The organism is Streptomyces lacrimifluminis, from assembly GCF_014646095.1.
GTDB classification, from domain to species: Bacteria; Actinomycetota; Actinomycetes; order Streptomycetales; family Streptomycetaceae; genus Streptomyces; species Streptomyces lacrimifluminis.
Genome location: NZ_BMMU01000001.1, coordinates 660,960 through 681,689 on the forward strand (window position 1 = coordinate 660,960; position 20,730 = coordinate 681,689).

Sequence of the window (20,730 nt, forward strand, 5' to 3'; positions counted from 1 at the left end):
CCCCCTATGAACGCCAAGCCCGACGTGCAGTCGCCCGCCGTGTCCGTGATCATGCCCGTCCTCGACGAGGAGCGGCATCTGCGCGGAGCCGTCCAAGCGATCCTCGCCCAGGAGTACGCCGGCGAGATGGAGGTCGTCATCGCCCTCGGTCCCTCCACGGACCGCACGGACGAGATCGCCGCCGAGCTGGTACGCGAAACGGCCGGTACGAGCAAACGCGTCCACACGGTCCCCAACCCGACCGGCCGTACGCCCGCCGCGCTGAACGCCGCGATCAAGGCATCCCGCCACCCCGTGGTCGTACGCGTCGACGGGCACGGCATGCTCTCGCCCGACTACATCGCGACGGCCGTACGTCTCCTCGACGAGACCGGCGCGCAGAACGTCGGCGGGATCATGCACGCCGAGGGCGAGAACGCCTGGGAGCACGCGGTGGCCGCCGCGATGACCTCGAAGATCGGGGTCGGCAACGCCGCCTTCCACACGGGAGGCGCGGCCGGGCCCGCCGAGACCGTGTACCTCGGTGTCTTCCGGCGCGCCGCCCTCGAACAACAGGGCGGCTACAACGTCGAGTTCATCCGCGCCCAGGACTGGGAGCTGAACTTCCGGATCCGGGAGGCGGGCGGCCTCATCTGGTTCTCGCCCGAGCTGCGGGTGTCGTACCGGCCGAGGCCCTCCGTGCGCGCGCTGGCCAAGCAGTACAAGGACTACGGCCGCTGGCGCCATGTCGTGGCCCGCTACCACGAGGGTTCCATCAACCTGCGTTACCTCGCCCCGCCCACCGCCGTGGTCGCCATAGCGGCGGGCGTGGTGCTGGGTGCCGTACTGACGCCGTGGGCCCTCCTGGTGCCCGGCGGCTACCTCGCGGCGATCACGGCGGGCTCGGTCCCGGCCGGCAAGGGGCTCTCGCTGAAGGCCCGGCTGCAGATCCCCGTCGCCCTCGCCACCATGCACATGTGCTGGGGCTGGGGCTTCCTGACGAGCCCGAAGTCGCTTGCCCGCAAGGTGATCGCGGCCCGTCGGCCGGCGGTGCTGGACGGCGCGAACGCGGCCTGAACGACAACGAGTCGGGGGCCTGCCGTCAGCCACCGACGGCAGGCCCCCGACTCGTTGTACCGCACCCTTGCCAGCCCTCTACCAGCGATAGGGCGAGTAGACCTCCATGCACGCGCTGGTGTCCGAACCGACCACCTTGTCGGCGGTGGCGGGCAGTTGGCCGGCCTTCGGCGCGGTCTTCTTCGGATACGCCTTGCCCTCGCGCCAGTCGGCGCCCACGGTCACCGTCACACCGGAGACATCTGTCGACTTCTTCACCGAACTCGCCGGAATCCCCAGGGACTTGGCGACGAGCTGGGCGTCGCCCGCCAGGTCGGCGCTCGGGTAGAGCACGACCGTCCTGTCCACGGACAGCGAACCGGACGTGTCCGCCGCCGCGTTCGTGAAGCCCTTGGCCGAGAGGATTTCGCTGATCGTGGTCGCCCGGCCGCCGACCGCGGCGAGGGTGGCCGTCCGGGTGCCGTTCCGCACGAGCACGCCGATCTTTCCGGGATCCGCCGCCGGGTCGGTCGATGCCGTCGCCGAGGCAGCGGCCGTCGGGGCCTTCGTCGCCGTCGTGCCGCCCTTGTCGTCGAAGGCGATGTCGTCGCGGAGCATCGTCCACATCTGCTCGGCGTCGGTGTCGGCCGCCACCAGATGGTTCGCGTTCCGGGGGTCCACGACCGTCGGCATCGTCGTCATCGTGATGCGGTCGGTCGGCACCGACTTGAGCTGCATGCCCAGGTCGTACAGCTCCTTGACCGTGCCCAGCTCCTCGGACACCGTCAGCGACTTGGTGGCCGCCTCGGCCAGACCGGTCAGCCGCCCCGCGTCGGTGAAGACGTTCTGCGCCTTCAGCGTGCGGATCATCGAGTTCATGTACATGTGCTGGGCCTTGGCGCGCCCCAGGTCGCTGTAGAAGGCATGCCGGGTACGCAGCCACTGCAGCGCCTCCTTGCCCTGGACCTTCTGCTTGCCGGCCTTGAGCTTGAGCCCGGAGCCGCCGGGCACGCCGGGCAGCGGGTGGTCCCACACGTTCTGCTTCACACAGACCTCGACGCCGCCGATGGCGTCGGCCATCTTCACCACGCCCGCGAAGTCGATCGTCATCCAGTGGTCGATGTAGACCCCGGTGAGGTTCTGCCAGGTGGCCAGCGTGCAGCCGGCGCCGCCCCGGGCCAGCGAGGTGTTGATGATGTCGTTGGTCGCCGCGAACTTCTCACCGGTGTCGGGGTCCGTGCACTTCGGTATGTCGACCCGGGTGTCGCGCGGAATGCTCACCACGGACGCGTTCCTGCGGTCGGCGGAGACGTGGATCAGCATCTGCACGTCGCCCAGCGGCGGGTTGTCGCGGTTGGCCCTGCCACCGCCCAGGGAGACGTTGGCGTCGGAGCTGCGGCTGTCCGAGCCGATCAGCAGGATGTTCAGCGGAGTCTGCCCGGCCGCGTTCGGCTCGGTCTTCCGTGCCTTGGAGTCGCCGCTGGTGCGCTTGCCCTTCTGGATGTTGCCGTTCAGGTGCTCGTAGTACAGGTAACCGACGCCGGCGGTGGCGAGTATCAGCACCGAGAGGGTCGCCGCCGACCAGCGCAGCGCCCTGCGCTTGCCGGGCCGCCGCTGTCTTCCCGCCGGACCACCACCGCTACCGCTGCCACTACCACCGCCGGCGCTGCCACTGTCGCCGGAGTCGCTCCCCTGCTCGTGCGCGCCGTCTCGCTGCCCCGGAACCCGAGCGGGCCGGACGCCTGGTCGCGTCCCCTCCCCGTGCACACTGCTCTGCGTCATTCCCCTGCCTCCCCACCCTTGCGCCGCCGTCGAACAGGCCTGCCTCGCGTCCTGTAGGACGCGAGGCAGGCCTGTCAGGTCAACCGGCGCACCAAAACATCTGGCGCAGACGCCATTGGTCGATCGAAGTGCTCAGCTGGCGCACTGCACCTTGTCCGCCGTGGACTTGTCCACGTCCGGTGCCTTCGCCGGCGCGGTGAGCGAGACGCCGGCCCCCTTGAAGTCCTTGCCCAGGGTCAGCGTCATGGTGGGCAGCCCCTGGGAGTTCGTCACACTCTTGCCGGGCTTCATCGCCGAACCGGACAGCCCCATGATGGCGGCCAGCCGCCGGGCCTGGGCGGCCTGGTCGGGCGCGTACTCCAGCGTCGTCTTCGCGAGTTCCGCCGGAGCGTTGCCCGCGTTCTCGGACTTGGTCACGCCCTCATCATTCTGCAGGTAGCTGAGAGTCTCCTGTGCGGAGCCGGCGGGGGCGCCGCCGTTCATGATCTGCACCCGCACCTCGGAGGCCGCGGACTTGGTGCCCTTGAGGCGGGCGGCGACGGCAGCCGCCTCCTTCGCCTTCTGCTGCTTGACCGCGGTGAACGACACATCGTTGTTGATGGTGTCGAAGACCTGGGGAGCGGTCGTCGGGTTGACGATCACCGTCTTGCGGACGACACCGTCCGCCGGGTTGTCGATGACCGGCACGGTCAGGAAGGTGATGTTCTTCGGCGGCACCTTCTTCAGTTCCAGCGCAACGTCCTTGAGCGTGGAGACCTTGCCGAGACCGGTGTCCACGGTCAGCGCCTTGGTGGCCGCCTCCGCCAGCTTCAGCAGTTTGGACGGGTTGGTCAGGGTGTCGCTGGAGGACATCTTGCGCATCAGTGAGCTGAGGAACTGCTGCTGCACCTTGATCCGGTCCAGGTCTCCCTGGTTGCCGAAGCTGTGCCGGGTACGGACGAAGGCGAGCGCCTGCTCTCCCTCGACCGTCGACTTGCCGGCGGGCAGCTTCAGTTTCGAGTCCTTGTCGTTGACGGCCTTGGTCACGCAGACCTCGACCCCGCCCACCGCCGTCGTCAGCGTCTTCACCGCGTTGAAGTCGGCCATCATGAAGTGGTCCGGCGAGATGCCGGTGAGCTCCTTCACCGTGCGCATGGTGCAGCCGGGGTCACGCTCGTCCTGCCCGAGGCTGGTGTTGAAGCGGACGTCCTGGGCGCCGGCGATGATCTTCTCGGATCCGTCCTCCTGCACGGTCGGACAGTCCGGGATGTCGACGATCAGGTCACGCGGAATGCTCAGCGCTGTCGCGTTCGTCCGGTCCTTGGAGACGTGCAGCAGGATCGTCGTGTCCGCGTGCCCGACGCTGCCCGCGTCTCCGTAGGCCTCGTTGCCCGCACCGGTGCGCTTGTCCGTGCCGATGACGAGGATGTTGAAGGCCTCGTCCTTGCTGAAGCCGGCCTTGCCCGCCGTACCGACGTCCGTCGTCTGGACGTTCCCCTCAAGGTGCTTGACGTAGAAGTAGGCGGCCGTGCCGGCGGCCACCAGGACGAAGGCCATGGATCCGCCCGTCCAGAGCACCACCTTCTTGGCCTTCGACTTCTTCTTCTCCGGGGCCCGCGTGCGGCGCCGCCCGGGCAGCGGCTCCTCGGGCGCACCGCGGCGCCGTCTCGGCGGCGGTACCTGCCCGGGCGTGCCGGGCACCCCGTGCGTCTCCTGCTCCTGCTCCGGTGCCGCCGAACGCCCGCGTCCCGCACCCGCGTTGGCAGGTGTGGCTCGACGAGGTCCCGGGACCGCTGATTGCGGTGCGGAGGGAGTCAGTCGCAGTTCGTATTCGCCGGTGCTCGGATTGAGCACCCACTGGTCTGCGGGGTCGATGTCGTCCGCCCGCCCACGGCCTTGCGCGTCCACGGTTGTCTGCATCCTCCGTCGGGGCCACGCGGCGCCTTTCCCCCTCCAAGGCGCTCGGGTCTCGGTCAGCCGGTGTGCACACGACACGTGTCCTGACGCACCGGATCGCTCACACTATCCGTCCAGTTGGGTGTCAAGCGACGACGGTGACAAATTCCACTTCCCTACACCTGGGCAATCCACCCATTTTCTTGAACTAACGTTCGCCGACTTGGCGAGCGCTTTACCCGCAGGTGTCCCGGGCGGCGGTGTTGCCGCGAAAAGTGGGGACGGGCGGCCGGGTGAAGGAATCACCCCGAACCGGCATTTCCTTCGTGACGGCGACGGGTGCGTCCGTGCGCAATCGCTCGAACAGCCGACCGGCGTCCGGCTCGACGAGTTGGTCACGATTTGCGTCGTAGGCGTACGACTCCCGCGGAACGGTCAGGAACTGCACATGTTCGGTGGGAATGTCACGCATACCGCGCACCAATTCGTACAAACCACGCAGACTGGCCAGCGCGGGGTCCGTGGTGAGCGAGGACGTGGCGGCATCGAGCACGGGATAGAGCTTCACCGGGTTCAGCAGGACGTCGTGGCTCTGCACCTTGGTGACGAGTGCCCCGAGAAAACGCTGCTGTCGGTCCATCCGCGCGGTGTCGCTCCCATTGCCGAAAGACTTCCGCGCACGCACGAAGCCGAGCGCCTGCTCGCCGTCGAGCGTCACCCTCCCGGCGGGCAGCCGCAGTCCGGCCTCCCGGTCGTCGACGGGCTTCGCCAGACACATCTCGACCCCGTCGACGGCATCGACGATGTCCTTGAAACCGGTGAAGTCGACCACCATGTGATGGTCGACCCGAATGTCCGTCAGCATTTCGACGGTACGGATCGCGCAGGCCGAACCCCCCTGCTGGAAGGCCTGGTTGAGCATCGTGAACACGGGTTCGCCCCGGCTCCCGTCCGGCCGCAGACAGCTCGGTACGTCCACCATCAGGTCGCGCGGCAGGGACATGGCGGTGGCGCTGCGCCGGTCGGCGGCGAGATGCAGCAGGATGGCCGTGTCCGACCGCTCGGTCCCGGAGTCCCGCCCGTACTTCCGGTTCCCGGCCCCGGCCCGCGAGTCGGACCCGATCAGCAGAATGTTCCGGGCCCCGCGCACGAGCGAGGTGGGCCGTTCCTTCTCGTACCGGGCGAGCTCGGCGGCGGCGTCATGATCCGGCGTGATGTTCCCGTCGAGCCTGGCGTAGATCCCCAGCCCGATCCCGACGGCGCCGAGCGAGAGCACCCCGGCCCCGAGAACGGCCCACCGCAGCCAACGCCGCCGCCGTACGAGCCCGGTGGCACCGGCGCCCGGCCCGAGGGTGCGTACGGTGTCGGTCACGGCTGGGCGCCCCCTCATGGTCGTACGAGCACGTGCTCCTACGACCATGACGCGAAGCCACCGCCCAGGTGCCCCGCTGATGGGCCGAACGACTGAACGCCGGACCAGGGGCGAACCCAGCGGCGCGGGGAACTGCGCAACACCCCCATCGGGGCTGTGGCGGCCTTGAGGCGTCCGGCTGGTGGGGCGGGAGGACTGTTCGTCGGGGTCGGGCATCCCCCAGGGGCGCGGGGAACTGCGCGACAAGCCCCCACCGGGCCGCAGCCGAAACAGCAACCTCTCACCCGCGGCGCGTAGCCGTAACCCGCTCGTCCTCGACCCGCCGGGCCACCGCATCCTCACTCGCCCGTTCAAGATGCCGGCACAACACCACGGACCCCCCGATGGAGAGCGGCGAGTACAACCCCGCGCTGACCCCCTCCCACGTGTCGTACCCCAGCCCCGACAACAGTCGGGACCCCGGCCCCGTGAGCCCGAAGCCCACCGCATCCGCCGCGGCCCGCTCCACGACCTCCGCCCCCGTGAACTCCGCCCCGGCCACGATCAACGCCGCCGCCTCCGGATCGACGGGCGCGTACGGCACGAACCGGTCCCCCTGTCCGGGCACCTCCACCGCGTAGTCGGCGAAGCCGGCCGGAGCCTGCGGAAACCGCCCGCCCAACGGCCGCAGCGCGAGAGCGATCCGCTCACCCGAACACGCGCGCGCCACGTCCAGTGTGTCGGGCCCGCTGACGACGATGTCGGCGGCGCCGGGCTCACCCGCCATGTCCGCGACGACACCCACCGACGAACACGCCAGCAGCCACACCGCCGTCTGCCAGTGCGCGGGCAACAGCAGGGCGACCCGGTCACCGGGTTCGGCGGACAGCTCGCCCTGGAGGAGATTCGCGGTCTTGGCCACCCAATTGGCGAAGGTGGCCACGGACAATTCCACGCGTTCGCCCGTGGCGTCGTCGTAGAAGGTCACCAGAGGGCGTGCGGGGTCCGCGGCGAGCGCGGAACGCAGCAGGTCGGCAGGGGTACGGTCGGTGGCGTTCACCCGCGCAAGGGTACGCAAGAGCGCGCGTGGCGGTGGGCGCGGGCCGACCGCCGGAGCCACCGGTTCGGGTGAACGCGGCAGACGGTCCGTCAGTTCATCGTTGGACAGGTATGTATGGCTATGTCCAGGATCAGGGGCATGCGTGGATATCTTTCTTCTTCCATCGGCGTCGTATGCGCAACAGCGCTGGCGCTCCCGTTGACCCTGCCCACAACCCTGGCCTCCGCCTCGGCGAGACCCGCCGAGGCAGGACCGGCGAAGGTGGCCCCGGCGGCGCCCGCCGCCTCCGCCGTCCCCGGCAGCACCCAGTCGCTCCCGCTCGCCCCCAGCCCCGGCGACCGCACCCTCGGCCCGGCCACCGAACAGGGCCTCTACCGTCCGGACGTACGGCACTTCTCGCTGGTCGGCGTCGTCTGGGACAACCCGGACACCGAGCTGCACGGCAGGGTCCAGGTCCGTACCCGGGAGGCCGGCGGCGGTCACTGGTCCGGCTGGCAGGACGTCGAGACGCACAACCACGAGCACGCGGCCGACCCCGACACCGCCGAACGCGTCTCGGGCCGGGTCCGTGGCTCCACGGCACCGCTGTGGGTGGGCGACTCGGACGGCGTGGAGGTTCGCGTACGGGCGGACGGCGGGGGAGACGCGCCGGGCGCCGGTTCCCCCCTCCCGGCGGGCCTGCGCCTCGAACTGGTGGACCCGGGTACGGCACCCGCGGCACCCGTGGGACAGCGCACGCGCGCCATGGGGACGCCGGAGACCGAACACGCCCCCGCGTCCGCCGCGTCCGCGGAGTCGGCCGCGGCCAACGCGGACCTCGCTCCCCTCGGCGTCACCGAGATCCCGGCCCTGACCAGACAGCAGACGGAAGAAGAGGCGCTGACGCTGCGGCGGCGACAGGAGACGGGAACGGCATCGGTATCGGTATCGGTACCGGTATCGGAAGAGCGACAGGCGAAGCCGTACATCGGCCCGCGCCCGCGGATCGTCACGCGTCGCGGCTGGGGTGCGGACGAGACGCTGCGCGAACGCGGTTTCGTCTTCACGAAGAAGGTGAAGGCGGCCTTCGTGCACCACACGGCCTCGGGCAACAGGTACTGGTGCTCGGACGTCCCGTCCCTCATCCGCGGTATCTACCGCTACCACGTGGAGAGCAGCGGCTGGCGGGACATCGGCTACAACTTCCTCGTCGACCGGTGCGGAAACATCTACGAGGGGCGCGCCGGGGGCCTGGCGAAGCCCGTGATGGGCGCACACACGCTCGGATTCAACACCGACAGCATGGGGATCGCCGTCCTCGGAACTTTCGGCAGCTCCAAGCCGTCCAAAGCGTCAGTGGGCGCGATCGCCCGGCTGACCGCCTGGAAGCTGGGTCTGTACGGGGTCAATCCGAACGGGAAGACATACCTGAAGTCGGGTGGTGGCAATCTCTACCCAAAGGGAAAGAACGTACGACTGAACACGATCTCCGGCCACCGGGACGGCTTCGCCACCGAGTGCCCGGGCCGACTGCTGTACGACAGGCTCGGCTCGGCGCGCAAAACGGCGGCCAAATACCAGGGGCGCTGAGGACTTCGGCCGACCGGACGGCGTTTCGGTCGGTCCCGGCAGGAAGCAGAGACGACAGGTGACAGAAGCGATCCTTCTGGTCGGCGGCAAGGGCACCCGGCTGCGTCCGCTCACCGTGCACACCCCGAAGCCGATGGTCCCGGCGGCCGGGGTCCCCTTCCTCACCCACCAGCTGGCGCGAGCGAGAGCGGCGGGGGTGGAGCACATCGTCCTGGCGACGTCCTACCTGGCCGAGGTCTTCGAACCGCACTTCGGAGACGGCTCGTCGCTCGGCCTCCACCTGGAGTACGTCACCGAGGACGAACCCCTCGGCACGGGCGGCGCGATCCGCAACGTGGCCTCGCGCCTCCACTCCGCCCCCGACGACCCGGTCCTCGTCTTCAACGGCGACATCCTCACCGGCCTGGACATCAGGGCCCTGGTCCGCACCCACGAGTCGACGCGGGCGGACGTCTCCCTCCACCTCACCCGCGTAACGGACCCGAGGGCCTACGGCCTGGTCCCCACGGACGAGACAGGCCGGGTGACAGCGTTCCTGGAGAAACCGCAAACCCCCGAGGAGATCGTCACCGACCAGATCAACGCGGGGGCGTACGTCTTCCGCCGCTCCGTCATCGACACGATCCCGGCAGGCCGCCCGGTGTCGGTGGAACGGGAGACGTTCCCGGAACTCCTCTCCGTCGGCGCCCACCTGCAGGGCCTGGTGGACTCGACGTACTGGCTGGACCTGGGCACCCCGGCGGCCTTCGTCCGCGGCTCGGCGGACCTGGTCCTGGGCCGTGCCCCGTCCCCGGCCGTCCCCGGCCGCTGCGGCGACCGGCTGATCCTCCCCTCCGCCCGGGTGGCCCCCGACGCCAAGCTGACCGGCGGCACGGTGGTCGGCGAGGGCGCGTTCGTGGCGCAGGGGGCACGCGTCTCGGGCAGCACGATCCTGGCGGGCGCGGTGGTCGAACCGGGCGCGGTCATCACCGACTCCCTGATCGGCACGAGGGCCCGCGTGGGCGAACGCTCGGTCCTCACGGGCACGGTGATCGGCGACGGCGCGATCATCGGCGCCGACAACGAACTCAGGGAAGGCGTACGGGTGTGGTGCGACGCGAGAATCCCAGCGGGCGCCCTCCGCTTCTCGTCCGACCAATAACCCAACAGGGGCCACAGCCCAGTCCCCGGCGACGCGTTCAGCCCAAGGGCGGTTCCCACCCACGCACCCGCCCGTTCACCGTTTGCCTCCGGGCTGGCCCTGGGCACGTGATCTCGCCCGGCGCTGGGAGGCCAGGGCGCGTTCAGCCCAAGGGCGTTCCCCACCCACCCGTTCACCCTTTGTCTTCGGGCCGGCGCCGAGCGCGTAACCCCGCCCAGCGCCCGGAGGCCAGGCCGCGTTCAGCTCAAGCGTGTTTCCCACCCACCCGCCCCCGCCGTTCGGCAGCCCAGGCGGCACCCCTCCAGTCGGCCGGTACTTCCTCAGCACCGGCCCGCATTTCAGCCCGTCCGGCGTTTGAGGACAAGGCCCGTTCAGGGCCGTTGGGGGGTCTGGGGGCGCAGCCCCCAGGTTCAGGATGGGACGGGTAGGGGCGGCGGGGGCGAAGAAACCGCCCCCCTCAAAGCCGCCCGATATCCCCCTTACGCATACGCGGCCCCCGCCTCCCCGGTGTACGCCCACTCAACAAGATCAGCCGAGCCGCCCGATGCCGCTGCCCCGCATACGGCTCCAGCAACGACAACATCACCTCGTCATCCGCATCCCGATCCCCCGCCAGCGCGAACCCGACGATCCCCGGCAGATGCAGATCCCCCACGGTCACCGCATCCGCGGCCCCATGACTCCGCTGCACAACCTCCGCCGAGGTCCACGGCCCCACCCCGGGAACCACCTCCAACCGAGCCCGCGCCCGCTCCGGATCCAGCGCCACAGCCTCCTCCAGCCGCCCCGCGACCCGAACCGCCCGCAGAATCGTCGACGCCCGCTTGTCGTCGACCCCGGCCCGATGCCACTCCCAGGACGGAATCAGAGCCCAGTCCCGAGCCGCAGGCACAACAAACAACCCTTGGGGCATACCTTCGGGCCCAGGCGCAGGTTCCCCGAACTTCCGTACGAGCAACCGCCAGGCCCGATACGCCTCATCGGTCGTGACCTTCTGCTCCAGTACGGACGGAATCAGCGACTCCATGACCAGCCCGGTCCGCGTCAGCCGCAGCCCCGGCCGCCGATGCCGCGCGAGCGCGACAATCCGGTGCCGAGGCGCGAACACCTCGGGATCGTCGGCCGCCCCCAGCAACTCGGGCAACCGCTCCAGCAACCACTCGGCCCCGGGCCCCCACGCCTCCGCCCGGACCACCGAGTCCCGCAGCGCGACCCGCAACGTCCCGGCCCCGGCAGGCGTACGGCTGGCCCGCCACACAGACCCGTCCGGCGCCGCACGGAACGTGGGGTCGCCCGGCCCCCGCCGCAACGGCCCCAGCACCAGCCCGAGGTCGAGCGGCACACCGGGCGCCCAGGTCCGCGTCCGCCCCGGCGCGCCGGCCTGCCGGGGCACCCCACCGGGCACGACGACATGCCCACCCCGCACAGTCGTACGGGTGGGCTGCGAAGGCCGAGAAGCGAACCGTCCTGCCACGAAACCGTTCCTAGCACGCGAGAAACAAACCCAGAAGAAGCAAACCCTCTAAAGACGGAAGCCCCCAAACGCACCGCACCGCCCTGCCGCGCAGCCCCGCACCACCCTGCCCCGCGCCGCACAGCCCTGCCCCGCATCTCACCGCACCTCGATGAACGCCCCCGCATCCCGATCCACCCGAGCTCGCGGCGCCTCCGCCGGATGCCCGACCGCGACCGCCCCCATCGGATCCCACCCGGACGGCAGCCCCAGCACCTCCCGCACGACATCCCGGCAGAACATCGTCGAGGACACCCACGCGGACCCGAGCCGCTCACCGGCGAGCGCGACGAGGAAGTTCTGGACCCCGGCCCCGGCCGCGACCACGAACATCTCCCGCTCGGCCCCGTCCCGCCGAGCGTCCCCGTACGTGTGCGACCCGTCCATCACCAGACAGGGCACCACGAGATACGGCGCCCCCCGCAGCACATCCCCCCGCCGCACCCGCTTCGCGACGGACGCCTCGCTCCTCCCGTCCCGGCGCAGATCCGCGATCCAGGCGTCCCGCATCGCGTCGAGCAGTTCGGTCCGCGACCGCTCCGACTCCAGCAGGACGAAGCGCCAGGGCGTCGTGTGATGCGGAGCGGGCGCGGTCACCGCGGCGGCCACCGCCCGCCGTACCGCACCGGGGTCGACGGGTTCGTCGGTGAAGGCCCGCACCGTACGACGCTGGGTCACCGCCTCCCGCACGGCCTCCGACGTACCGAGCCGGAACATGTCGTCGCGGGCGTCGCGCACCATGGCCCGCGCCCCCGTCCCCTCGCTGTCACCCTCGACCACCACATGCGGCAGCCCGCGCGCGACGGCCACAGGCAGCCCCGAAGCCTTGCCCTTGACCAGGTCCCCGGCGGCGGCCAGCTCATCGGCGGTCGCCACGACCGTCGCGGAGAGCGGATTGCCGTACGCGTCCGTGCCCCCGCGCAGATCGTCGAGCACGTGCACGCCCGCGGCGCCGATCGCCACGTCCGTGAGCCCCGCGCGCCAGGGTCGCCCGAAGGTGTCGGTCACGACGACCCCGACGTTGACGCCCAGCGCGTCCCGGAGCCCGTCCCGGACGGCACGTGCGGACGCGTCGGGATCCTCGGGCAGCAACAGCACCGTCCCGGAAGGCGTGTTGGAGGCGTCGACGCCGGCCGCGGCCATCACCAGCCCCTGCCGGTTCTCCACGATCCGCAGCGATCCGCGCCGGGCGACGACCCGCACGGTCTCGGCGTCGATGGCGGCCTCCCGGTCGGCCGCCTCGACGACGCGGCCCTCGGCCTTGGACACGATCTTCGAGGTGACGAGCAGCACGTCCCCGTCGCGCAGCCCGGGCTCGGCGGCGGCGATGAGCTTCGCGAGGTCGTCCCCCCGCTGAACCTCGGGCAGCCCACCCACGGCCCAGACCTGATACCCGTCACCGCCACGGCCACGGCCACCGCCACCGTCGCCTGTTCCGCGACCGCCACCGGTACCGCTGGCACCCTCACCGGAAAGCTCGCCGCTCAAGCGCCCCGCACCTCCTCCGCCAGCGCGAGCGCCTCGCGCGCCATCCGCGCCGACGCCTCCACGTCCGTCATCATCAGCGGCACGGCACGGCAGCGGATGCCCGCCGTCTCCACCCGCTCCACCGCGCCCGCGTCGACCGTGTCGACGAGCCAGCCGTCCAGCAGCCCCGAGCCGTAGTGCTCGGCGACCGCCGCCGCCGTGGCCTCCACGCCCACCGCCGCGAGCACCTTGTCGGCCATCCCGCGCACGGGCGCGTCCCCGACGATGGGGGAGAGGCCCACTACGGGCACGCCGGCCTCGGCGATCGCCTCGCGGATCCCGGGCACGGCCAGGATCGTCCCGACGGACACCACCGGGTTGGAGGGCGGGAAGAGGATCACGTCGGCGTCGGCGATCGCCTCAAGGACCCCAGGTGCCGGCTTCGCCTGTTCCGCGCCGACCGGCACGATGGCCTCGGCCGGCACGGAGGCCCGCAGCCGCACCCAGTACTCCTGGAAGTGGACGGCCTTGCGCTCGCCGTCCACCTCGACGGCGACATGCGTCTCCACACGGTCGTCGGACATCGGGATGAGCCGCACCCCGGGCTTCCACCGGTCGCACAGCGCCTCGGTGACGGCGCTCAGCGGATAGCCCGCGCCGAGCATCTGCGTCCGCACGATGTGCGTGGCGAAGTCCCGGTCGCCGAGTCCGAACCACTCCGGCCCGACGCCGTACGCCGCGAGCTCCTCCTTCAGATGGAAGGTCTCGTCGGTCCGCCCCCAGCCCTGCTCCTCGTTGATGCCGCCGCCGAGGGTGTACATCACCGTGTCGAGATCGGGGCAGACCTTCAGCCCGAACAGGTGAATGTCGTCCCCGGTGTTGCCGATGACGGTGATGTCCGCGTCCGGCACGGCCCGCTGAAGACCGCGCAGGAACCGGGCACCGCCGATGCCGCCTGCCAGAACCACAATGCGCATGCGGCCAAGTCTTGCAGGCGGGTACGACAACGAGTCGACCGGTCGCCGGGCCCGGCCGCGAAGCCCCGCTGTCAGCCGTTCCCGACCGTTCCCGACCGTTCTCGGTCGTTCTCAGCCGGTCACGGCCACCGACGGCGAGCAGCGCGCAGCGTGCATCGGCATCTCCGTCAGGCCCGGGTAGTAGATGTGCAGGCTCACGGCGGGTTCGAGGCTGTCGTTGACCACCTCGTGGACGTACCCCGGAGCGAACACTCGCTGCGAACCCGCCCGCAACGCGCGCGTGCCGCGGTCGGTCCGCTCGGTCAGCTGCCCGTCCAGGACCGTCAGGACGCCCGACGAACCGCCGTGGTCGTGCAGCCCGCTGCCCTGCCCGGGGACCCAGGAGAGCAGCCACACCTCGTAACCGGGGCCGGTGCGCAACCGGTGGTACCAGCGCGAGGTCGCGTCGTACTGGACGAGGTGCGCCCACTGGGAGCGGTCCGCGGCGATGGTGCGGGCCAGGCCGACGAAGTCGGCGACGGTGGCCGGGTGCTCGCGCGGCGCCTGGAGGAGGTGCGGTACTTCGAGGATGTCGCCGGCGATCTGGAGGTCGCTGTCGCTGTTCATGGAGTGCGGAGTCCTCGGCGGGAGAAGTGTGGGGGCTGGCTGGGTGTCGCGTACCGTCCGCCCGGGTCACGGGCGGGAAAGGCATCGCCCTGGTGTGGGCTTCGGGGAACAGCAGCCGAGTCGCGGTGGACTCAAAGGCAGCCGGAGCGCGTTGGGCTCAACAGCTGGAACAGCAACAACAGCTACAGCGAACACGGTCAGCACCGAGGGACCGCGCGGGGCGGGTCGAGGTGAGTGCCAAGTTCGCGAGCATGCCCACAAGGACATCGGTTCACACCAGCACTGTCAACTCGACGCCCGGTATGTGGGACATGTTTCACCTCATCCGGTTCACCTCCCAGGTGAAAGGTTTGTTCCCCCGCCTTCGGGGACACATGGCGCACAACCAGGCGCACTGAGCTCGGAACGAGATCGAACTTCTGGGCGTCCTCCCCCGTACAGGCGCTGTGCGGGGGTAGGCGTCCCCCGGGGCCTCCTCTGCTCTGTCAAGGTTTATGCCGATTTGAACACTTTCCGCATGGCCTTGGTTCCGCAGAGTGAATAAGAGGCCCAATAGCAGATCTCGGCTTGACTCGCCCGGATCAGCACACTTGTAATTTCACTCGTGTCGTTCGGCCGATACCGGTCAGCGGCAACCTCACGGGGACGCGAAAGACAGACGAGGGGCGCACATGACCGAGACGGTGCAGCAACTGCTGGTCGACGACGCGGACGAGGAACTCGGCTGGCAGGAGCGCGCGCTGTGCGCCCAGACCGACCCCGAGTCCTTCTTCCCCGAGAAGGGCGGCTCGACCCGCGAGGCCAAGAAGGTCTGCCTCGCGTGCGAGGTCCGCTCCGAGTGCCTTGAGTACGCCCTCGCGAACGACGAACGCTTCGGCATCTGGGGCGGGCTGTCCGAGCGGGAACGCCGTCGGCTGAAGAAGGCCGCGGTCTGAGGCGTACGGCACCGGGCTCCACGTAACGCGGCACAGCGACTACGCAGAACACGGCAACGCGGCACAACGAACGGCCCGTCGCGGGTGGGGTTGTCCACAGGCGGCGGGCCGCCGTGCTGCCCAGCCGATAGTGTGGCTGTTCGTCCGAGACGCCCCGCCGCTCACAGAGGGCACAGGCGTCCACCACAGTCCACCGAACCGGGGCCCGTACCTCGATGTCCGCGCACAGCCACACGGCAGCCGACTACGGCACTGCCACCACGCCCGAGTTCCCGCGTCACGTGGTGACCGCGGTACTCGTCTCCCACGACGGCGCCCGCTGGCTGCCCGAGGTGCTCGCCGGACTGCTCGGGCAGGAGCGCCCGGTGCAGAACGTCATGGCGGCCGACACCGGCAGCGCGGACGACTCCGCCCAGCTGGTCACCGAAGCCCTCGGCGCCGACCGCGTCCTGCACCTCGCCCGCCGCACCGGCTTCGGCCAGGCCGTCGAGGAGGCCAACCGCACCGCGCCCGTCCTCACCCCGGACGAGCTGACGTACCTGAAGCGCCCCAGCGGCTGGGACCCCGTCACCCGCAGCTGGCGCGACGACGCGTACGACATGCCCGAGCTGCCCCACGGTGAGCCGGTGCAATGGCTCTGGCTGCTGCACGACGACTGCGCCCCCGACCCGGACGCCCTGGCCCAGATGTTGCGGGTCGTGGAGCACGAGCACGAGTTGGGCCGGGGCGACGACATCGCGGTGGTCGGCCCCAAACTGCGGGGCTGGTACGACCGCAGACAGCTCCTCGAAGTCGGCGTCACCATCGCCAACTCCGGCCGCCGCTGGACCGGCCTCGACCGCCGCGAGCAGGACCAGGGCCAGCACGACCACGTCCGCCCGGTGCTGTCCGTGTCCACCGCGGGCATGCTCGTACGGCGGGACGTCTTCGACGCACTCGGCGGCTTCGACCGCCGACTGCCCCTGATGCGTGACGACGTCGACCTGTGCTGGCGCGCCACCGCCGCCGGCCACCGTGTCCTCGTCGCCCCCGAAGCGGTCGTACGGCACGCCGAGGCGTCCTCCCGCGAGCGTCGCACCGTCGACTGCGTGGGCCGCACCTCCGCGTCCCCGCACAAGGTCGACAAGGCCGGCGCCGTCTACACCCTGCTCGTCAACAGCCGTACGGCGCAGCTGCCCTGGGTGCTGCTGCGCGTGGTGCTCGGCACGCTGGTCCGCGTGGTGGCGTACCTGGTCGGCAAGGTCCCCGGACAGGCCGTCGACGAGATCCGCGGCCTCCTGGGCACCCTCCTTCGGCCCGAGCGGATCATCGCGGGGCGCCGCCGACGAGGCGCCGCCCGGATCGACAAGGGCGAGCTGCGAGCCCTGTTCCCGCCGCCCGGCGCGACCGTGCGGGCCACCATCGAACAGGTCGCCGGCGACTTCGGCGGCCGCTCCGACCCCGAGGTCACCTCGGGCGCGGGCCGGCACGGCGGCGCTGTCGAGTCCGGGCCCGGGGGTGACGACGCCGACTTCCTGGAGGTCGAGCAGTTCGTCCGCCTCAAGCGCATCGCCCGCAAGCCCGGCCCGGTGCTCTTCCTCGTCCTCCTGCTCGTCTCGCTCGTCGCCTGCCGTGGACTGCTCGGCGGCGGCGCCCTCGTGGGCGGCGCGCTGCTGCCCGCGCCGGCCGACTCCGCCGAACTCTGGGCGCGTTATCTGGACGCCTGGCATCCGGTGGGCGTGGGCGACACATCGTCGGCGCCGCCCTATCTGGCGCTCGTCGCGATGCTCGCCTCCACGCTGTTCGGCTCGGCGGGCCTCGCGGTCACCGTCCTGCTGATCGCCTCGGTGCCACTGGCCGGCTTCACCGCGTACTTCGCCTCCCGCCCGCTCGTCGAATCACGGCTCCTGCGCGCGTGGGCCGCCGTCGTCTACGCCTTCCTGCCCGCCACCACCGGCGCGCTGGCGGGCGGCCGGATCGGCACCGCCGTACTCGCCGTCCTGCTGCCGCTGATGGCCCGCGCGGGCGTCGCGGCAAGCGGTCTGACGCACGCGTCGGGGGCGCGCGGCAGCTGGCGTGCCACCTGGGCGTACACGCTGCTGCTGACGATCACCACCGCCTTCACGCCGATCGTGTGGCCCATCGCCCTGCTGCTCGGTCTCGCGCTCCTCGTCGTGCGGCGGGGCGAGATCACCGCCTACGGGCTGCGCTTCCTGGCCCAGCTCGGCGTGCCCCTGCTGGTGCTGGCCCCCTGGTCGCTGTCCCTGCTCCCGTTCGGCTTCTTCCAGGAAGCCGGCCTGGAGTACGGCTCCGGCTCCGCGGGCGCCCTCGACCTCCTCAGCGCCAGCCCGGGCGGCCCCGGCACGGTCAGCGGGCTGATGCTCATCGGCGTCGTGCTGGCCGCACTGGCCGCCCTGCTGCGCACCGAGCGCCAGTTCGGCATCTGGGCCGCCTGGGCGGTCGCCCTGGTGGCGCTCGTCTTCGCGGTCCTCTCGAACAGTTCGACGTGGGCCGGACCCGCCACCCTCGTCTACGGCCTCGCCCTGCTGGCCGCCGCCGCGCTCGGCGCCGACGGGGCACGCTCGCGCGTGGCCGAGCAGAGCTTCGGCTGGCGTCAGCCGGTCGCCGCGCTGATCGCGTTCGCCGCCGCGGCGGGCCCACTGCTGCTCGCCGCCGGCTGGATGATCGGCGGCGCCGACGGTCCTGTGGAACGGCGTGACCCTGTCCAGGTGCCCGCCTTCGTCGCCGAGGAGAGCGGCACCCGCGACCAGGCCCGCACCCTGGTCCTGGCCAGCGACTCCACCGCCCGCGTCGGCTACACCCTCGTCCGCGGATCCGGCGTCCGCCTCGGCGACGGCGAACTCGCCGCACAGAGCGGTGAGAACGAACTCCTCGACAAGGTCGTCGCCAACCTCGTCGCGGGCTCCGGCGCCGACCAGGCCGACGAACTCGGCGGCTTCGCCGTGCGCTACGTCCTCGTCCACAAGGGCGCGCCCCGCCAGGTCGGCCGCGTCCTCGACGCCACACCAGGCCTGACCAGGCTCAGCCAGCAGGACGGCGGTGCCCTGTGGCGCGTCGACCAGCAGGTTTCGCGTGCAGCCATCGTCCCGGCGTCCGGCTCCGGCGACGCGCAGCCCGTCGCCGCCGGACCCGTCGACATCCACACCACGATCCCGGCCGGCTCCGGCAGCCGCGTCCTGCGCCTCGCCGACGCCGTCGACGAGTCATGGACGGCCACGCTGGACGGCAGGCCCCTCACCCCCACCACTCTCGACGGCTGGGCCCAGGGCTTCGAGCTTCCCTCCTCCGGAGGGAAGCTGGACGTCACCTTCGACACCCCGGTCGGCCACACCGCCTGGCTGTGGACGCAGGGCGCGCTCGCCGTCGTCCTCGTCGTCATGGCCCTGCCGGGCCGCCGCCGGGACGTCGACGACGACCTTCCCGAGGAAGAGCGCCAGATCCCCGCCCAGGACACCACCGGCGAGGGCCGCCGCGCCCGCCGCCTGCGCGCCCAGGCGGAGGCCGACCAGACCGAACAGGCCGACGACCAGGCCGAGTTCCCCTCCGCCACCTCGCCTCCTCCGGAGGAGCACCCGGCCGCGATCCCGCAGCAGCAGCCGTACGGCGACGAATGGAACACGGCGGCCTACGCGGGCACCCAGTACGACGGCTACAGCGCCGACCAGTACCAGAACACCCAGCAGTACCCGCCGGGCACCTACGACCCGGCGTACCAGGGGGATCCGTACCAGAGCGGCCAGTACGACCCGTACGCGTACGGCGGTTCGCCGCAGCCGACGGCGTACGACCAGACGTACACCCAGGGTTACGACCCCGCGTACGACCCGGCCCAGCCGCAGCAGCCACAGCAGCCACACCCGCAGGGTGAGCACCCCGACGGGAGCCAGCAGTGAAACGCACCACCATCTCCCTGATCGCCGGCACGACCGCGCTCGCCGCCGTCACCGGCTTCGCCTCGCTCAGCACCCCGGACGCGTCCGACGCGGACACGGCCAAGGCCGCCGCCCAGCTGCCCGTGGAGCGCACGAGCCTGCTCTGCCCGGCTCCCAGCACGTCCGACCTCGCGGAGACGACGTACACGTCCTTCACGCCCGTCACGGAGGGCACCGGGAGCGACGGCAAGGCCGAACTGGCCGCCGCCACCGCGGAGTCGGCCACCGGGGCCAAGGGGAAGGGCACGCCGAAGGCCACCAAGCCCGTCCTCACCCCCGGGGAGCCCGGCAAGTCCGTCACCGGTGACGCCTCGGGCGGTGACACGCCCGCGCTCGTCGGCACCGCCGAGGGAAAGCTGGCGCCGGGCTGGACCGTGCAGGAGACCACCCAGGTCGCCGCAGGCACCGGACGCGGCCTGCTGGGCGTCAACTGCACCGTCCCGGACACCGAGTTCTGGTTCCCGGGCGCCAGCACCGCCGCCGACCGCACGGACTACGTGCACCTGACCAACCCGGACGACTCCGCCGCTGTCGTCGACATCGAGCTGTACGGCAAGGACGGCAGCCTCAAGTCCGAGGTGGGCGAGGGGATCACGGTTCCGCCGCACGGCAGCGAGCCGATTCTGCTGTCCACGCTCACCGACGGACCGCAGGCCGACCTCACCGTGCACGTGAGCGTGCGCAGCGGCCGGGTCGGCGCCGCCGTCCAGGCCCTGGACGCGAAGACCGGCGGCGACTGGCTGACCGCGTCCGCGGAACCGGCGGGCAGCCTGGTCCTGCCGGGCATCCCCAAGGACGCCACCTCCGTGCGCCTGATCGCCTTCACGCCCAGCGACAGCGACGCCGACCTGAAGGTGCGCCTCGCCTCCCCGACCGGCCTGATCACCCCGGTCGGCGCCGAGACGCTGCACATCAAGGCGGGCATGACGGCGGCCGTCGACCTCGGTGACCTCACGCGCGGCGAGGCGGGCTCCCTGGTGCTCACCCCGACCGACAGGGCGGTGCCGTTCGTTGCCGCCCTGGAGGTCGTACGCGGCAAGGGTGCCAAGCAGGAGACCGCTTTCATCCCGGCCACGGGCCCGGTCTCCGCGCGCGCGACGGTCGTCGACAACACCGCCAAGGGCACCACGCTCTCCCTGACCGCCCCGGGCCGCGCCGCCCGGGTGAAGGTCACGGCATCCGCGGGCAGCGAGGGCGGTACGGCGGCGACGAAGACGTACACGATCAAGGGCGGGACCACCCAGGACGTCGAACTCCCCGCCCCGGCCGGCCTGAAGGGCACGTACGCGCTGACGGTGGAGCGGGTCTCCGGGGGACCCCTCTACGCGTCCCGGACCCTCGCGGCCCCGGCGAACGGCATCCCGGCGTTCACGATCCAGACGCTGCCGGACGACCGGGGGACGGTGGCGGTGCCGGACGCGGAGCAGGACCTGTCGGTACTGCAGAAGTGACGGTCAGCGGGAAGTGACCACCGCCGCCCGGCGACA

At 71.3% G+C, this 20,730-nt stretch carries 14 protein-coding genes; 6 read left to right on the top strand and 8 right to left on the bottom strand.

Annotated features, from left to right (window positions below; genetic code table 11):
- Window positions 1-6 precede the first annotated feature (6 nt).
- On the top strand, window positions 7-1,056 hold the full coding sequence (locus IEY89_RS03060; RefSeq protein WP_189145626.1) for a glycosyltransferase family 2 protein: 1,050 nt from the start codon (window positions 7-9) through the stop codon (window positions 1,054-1,056).
- Between the two features lie 78 nt (window positions 1,057-1,134).
- Here the strand turns inward: IEY89_RS03060 and IEY89_RS03065 are convergent, their stop codons facing one another.
- From IEY89_RS03065 to IEY89_RS03080, 4 genes are all read right to left on the bottom strand, one after another.
- On the bottom strand, window positions 1,135-2,817 hold the full coding sequence (locus tag IEY89_RS03065) for an LCP family protein (protein ID WP_189145627.1): 1,683 nt from the start codon (window positions 2,815-2,817) through the stop codon (window positions 1,135-1,137).
- 132 nt (window positions 2,818-2,949) lie between these two features.
- Entirely contained in the window at window positions 2,950-4,704 is a 1,755-nt protein-coding gene (locus IEY89_RS03070) for an LCP family protein (RefSeq protein ID WP_189145628.1), read from the bottom strand.
- Window positions 4,705-4,927: 223 nt separating this feature from the next.
- Window positions 4,928-6,064: an LCP family protein gene (locus IEY89_RS03075; protein ID WP_229695021.1), complete on the bottom strand. Its 1,137-nt coding sequence runs from the start codon at window positions 6,062-6,064 to the stop codon at window positions 4,928-4,930.
- 280 nt (window positions 6,065-6,344) lie between these two features.
- Window positions 6,345-7,103: a TIGR03089 family protein gene (locus IEY89_RS03080; RefSeq protein ID WP_189145630.1), complete on the bottom strand. Its 759-nt coding sequence runs from the start codon at window positions 7,101-7,103 to the stop codon at window positions 6,345-6,347.
- Window positions 7,104-7,241: 138 nt separating this feature from the next.
- Here IEY89_RS03080 and IEY89_RS03085 point away from each other — a divergent pair, with 138 nt between their 5' ends.
- Both IEY89_RS03085 and manB read left to right on the top strand, forming a co-directional pair.
- Window positions 7,242-8,672, top strand: coding sequence for a peptidoglycan recognition protein family protein (locus IEY89_RS03085; RefSeq protein WP_229695022.1), 1,431 nt, complete (start codon window positions 7,242-7,244; stop codon window positions 8,670-8,672).
- Window positions 8,673-8,730: 58 nt separating this feature from the next.
- Window positions 8,731-9,813, top strand: a complete 1,083-nt coding sequence (gene manB, locus IEY89_RS03090) for a mannose-1-phosphate guanylyltransferase (RefSeq protein ID WP_189145632.1) — start codon at window positions 8,731-8,733, stop codon at window positions 9,811-9,813.
- Between the two features lie 457 nt (window positions 9,814-10,270).
- On the opposite strand, the gene IEY89_RS03095 is transcribed toward manB, so the two are convergent.
- The 4 genes from IEY89_RS03095 to IEY89_RS03110 form a co-directional block, all read right to left on the bottom strand.
- Window positions 10,271-11,287, bottom strand: coding sequence for a DNA-3-methyladenine glycosylase family protein (locus tag IEY89_RS03095; RefSeq protein WP_189145633.1), 1,017 nt, complete (start codon window positions 11,285-11,287; stop codon window positions 10,271-10,273).
- A 138-nt stretch (window positions 11,288-11,425) separates the two neighbouring features.
- Window positions 11,426-12,814, bottom strand: coding sequence for a coenzyme F420-0:L-glutamate ligase (locus tag IEY89_RS03100; protein ID WP_373287177.1), 1,389 nt, complete (start codon window positions 12,812-12,814; stop codon window positions 11,426-11,428).
- On the bottom strand, window positions 12,811-13,770 hold the full coding sequence (cofD, locus tag IEY89_RS03105; protein ID WP_189145634.1) for a 2-phospho-L-lactate transferase: 960 nt from the start codon (window positions 13,768-13,770) through the stop codon (window positions 12,811-12,813). Before cofD ends, IEY89_RS03100 begins: the two co-directional genes overlap by 4 nt.
- Window positions 13,771-13,881: 111 nt before the next feature.
- Window positions 13,882-14,376: a cysteine dioxygenase gene (locus tag IEY89_RS03110; protein ID WP_189145635.1), complete on the bottom strand. Its 495-nt coding sequence runs from the start codon at window positions 14,374-14,376 to the stop codon at window positions 13,882-13,884.
- Between the two features lie 671 nt (window positions 14,377-15,047).
- Here IEY89_RS03110 and IEY89_RS03115 point away from each other — a divergent pair.
- From IEY89_RS03115 to IEY89_RS03125, 3 genes are all read left to right on the top strand, one after another.
- Window positions 15,048-15,311, top strand: a complete 264-nt coding sequence (locus IEY89_RS03115) for a WhiB family transcriptional regulator (protein ID WP_010034659.1) — start codon at window positions 15,048-15,050, stop codon at window positions 15,309-15,311.
- Window positions 15,312-15,526: 215 nt separating this feature from the next.
- Entirely contained in the window at window positions 15,527-19,204 is a 3,678-nt protein-coding gene (locus IEY89_RS03120) for a glycosyltransferase family 2 protein (RefSeq protein WP_189145636.1), read from the top strand.
- Window positions 19,201-20,694 carry a DUF5719 family protein gene (locus IEY89_RS03125; protein ID WP_189145637.1) on the top strand — a complete coding sequence of 498 codons (1,494 nt, stop codon included), beginning with the start codon at window positions 19,201-19,203 and terminating at the stop codon, window positions 20,692-20,694. Before IEY89_RS03120 ends, IEY89_RS03125 begins: the two co-directional genes overlap by 4 nt.
- The last annotated feature ends 36 nt before the right edge of the window (window positions 20,695-20,730 follow it).

Coding starts and splice junctions, on each gene's coding strand:
- IEY89_RS03060 (WP_189145626.1), top strand. CDS start 7: ATGAACGCCAAGCCCGACGTGCAGTCGCCCGCCGTGTCCGTGATCATG.
- IEY89_RS03065 (WP_189145627.1), bottom strand. CDS start 2,817: ATGACGCAGAGCAGTGTGCACGGGGAGGGGACGCGACCAGGCGTCCGG.
- IEY89_RS03085 (WP_229695022.1), top strand. CDS start 7,242: ATGCGTGGATATCTTTCTTCTTCCATCGGCGTCGTATGCGCAACAGCG.
- cofD (WP_189145634.1), bottom strand. CDS start 13,770: ATGCGCATTGTGGTTCTGGCAGGCGGCATCGGCGGTGCCCGGTTCCTG.
- IEY89_RS03110 (WP_189145635.1), bottom strand. CDS start 14,376: ATGAACAGCGACAGCGACCTCCAGATCGCCGGCGACATCCTCGAAGTA.
- IEY89_RS03115 (WP_010034659.1), top strand. CDS start 15,048: ATGACCGAGACGGTGCAGCAACTGCTGGTCGACGACGCGGACGAGGAA.
- IEY89_RS03120 (WP_189145636.1), top strand. CDS start 15,527: ATGTCCGCGCACAGCCACACGGCAGCCGACTACGGCACTGCCACCACG.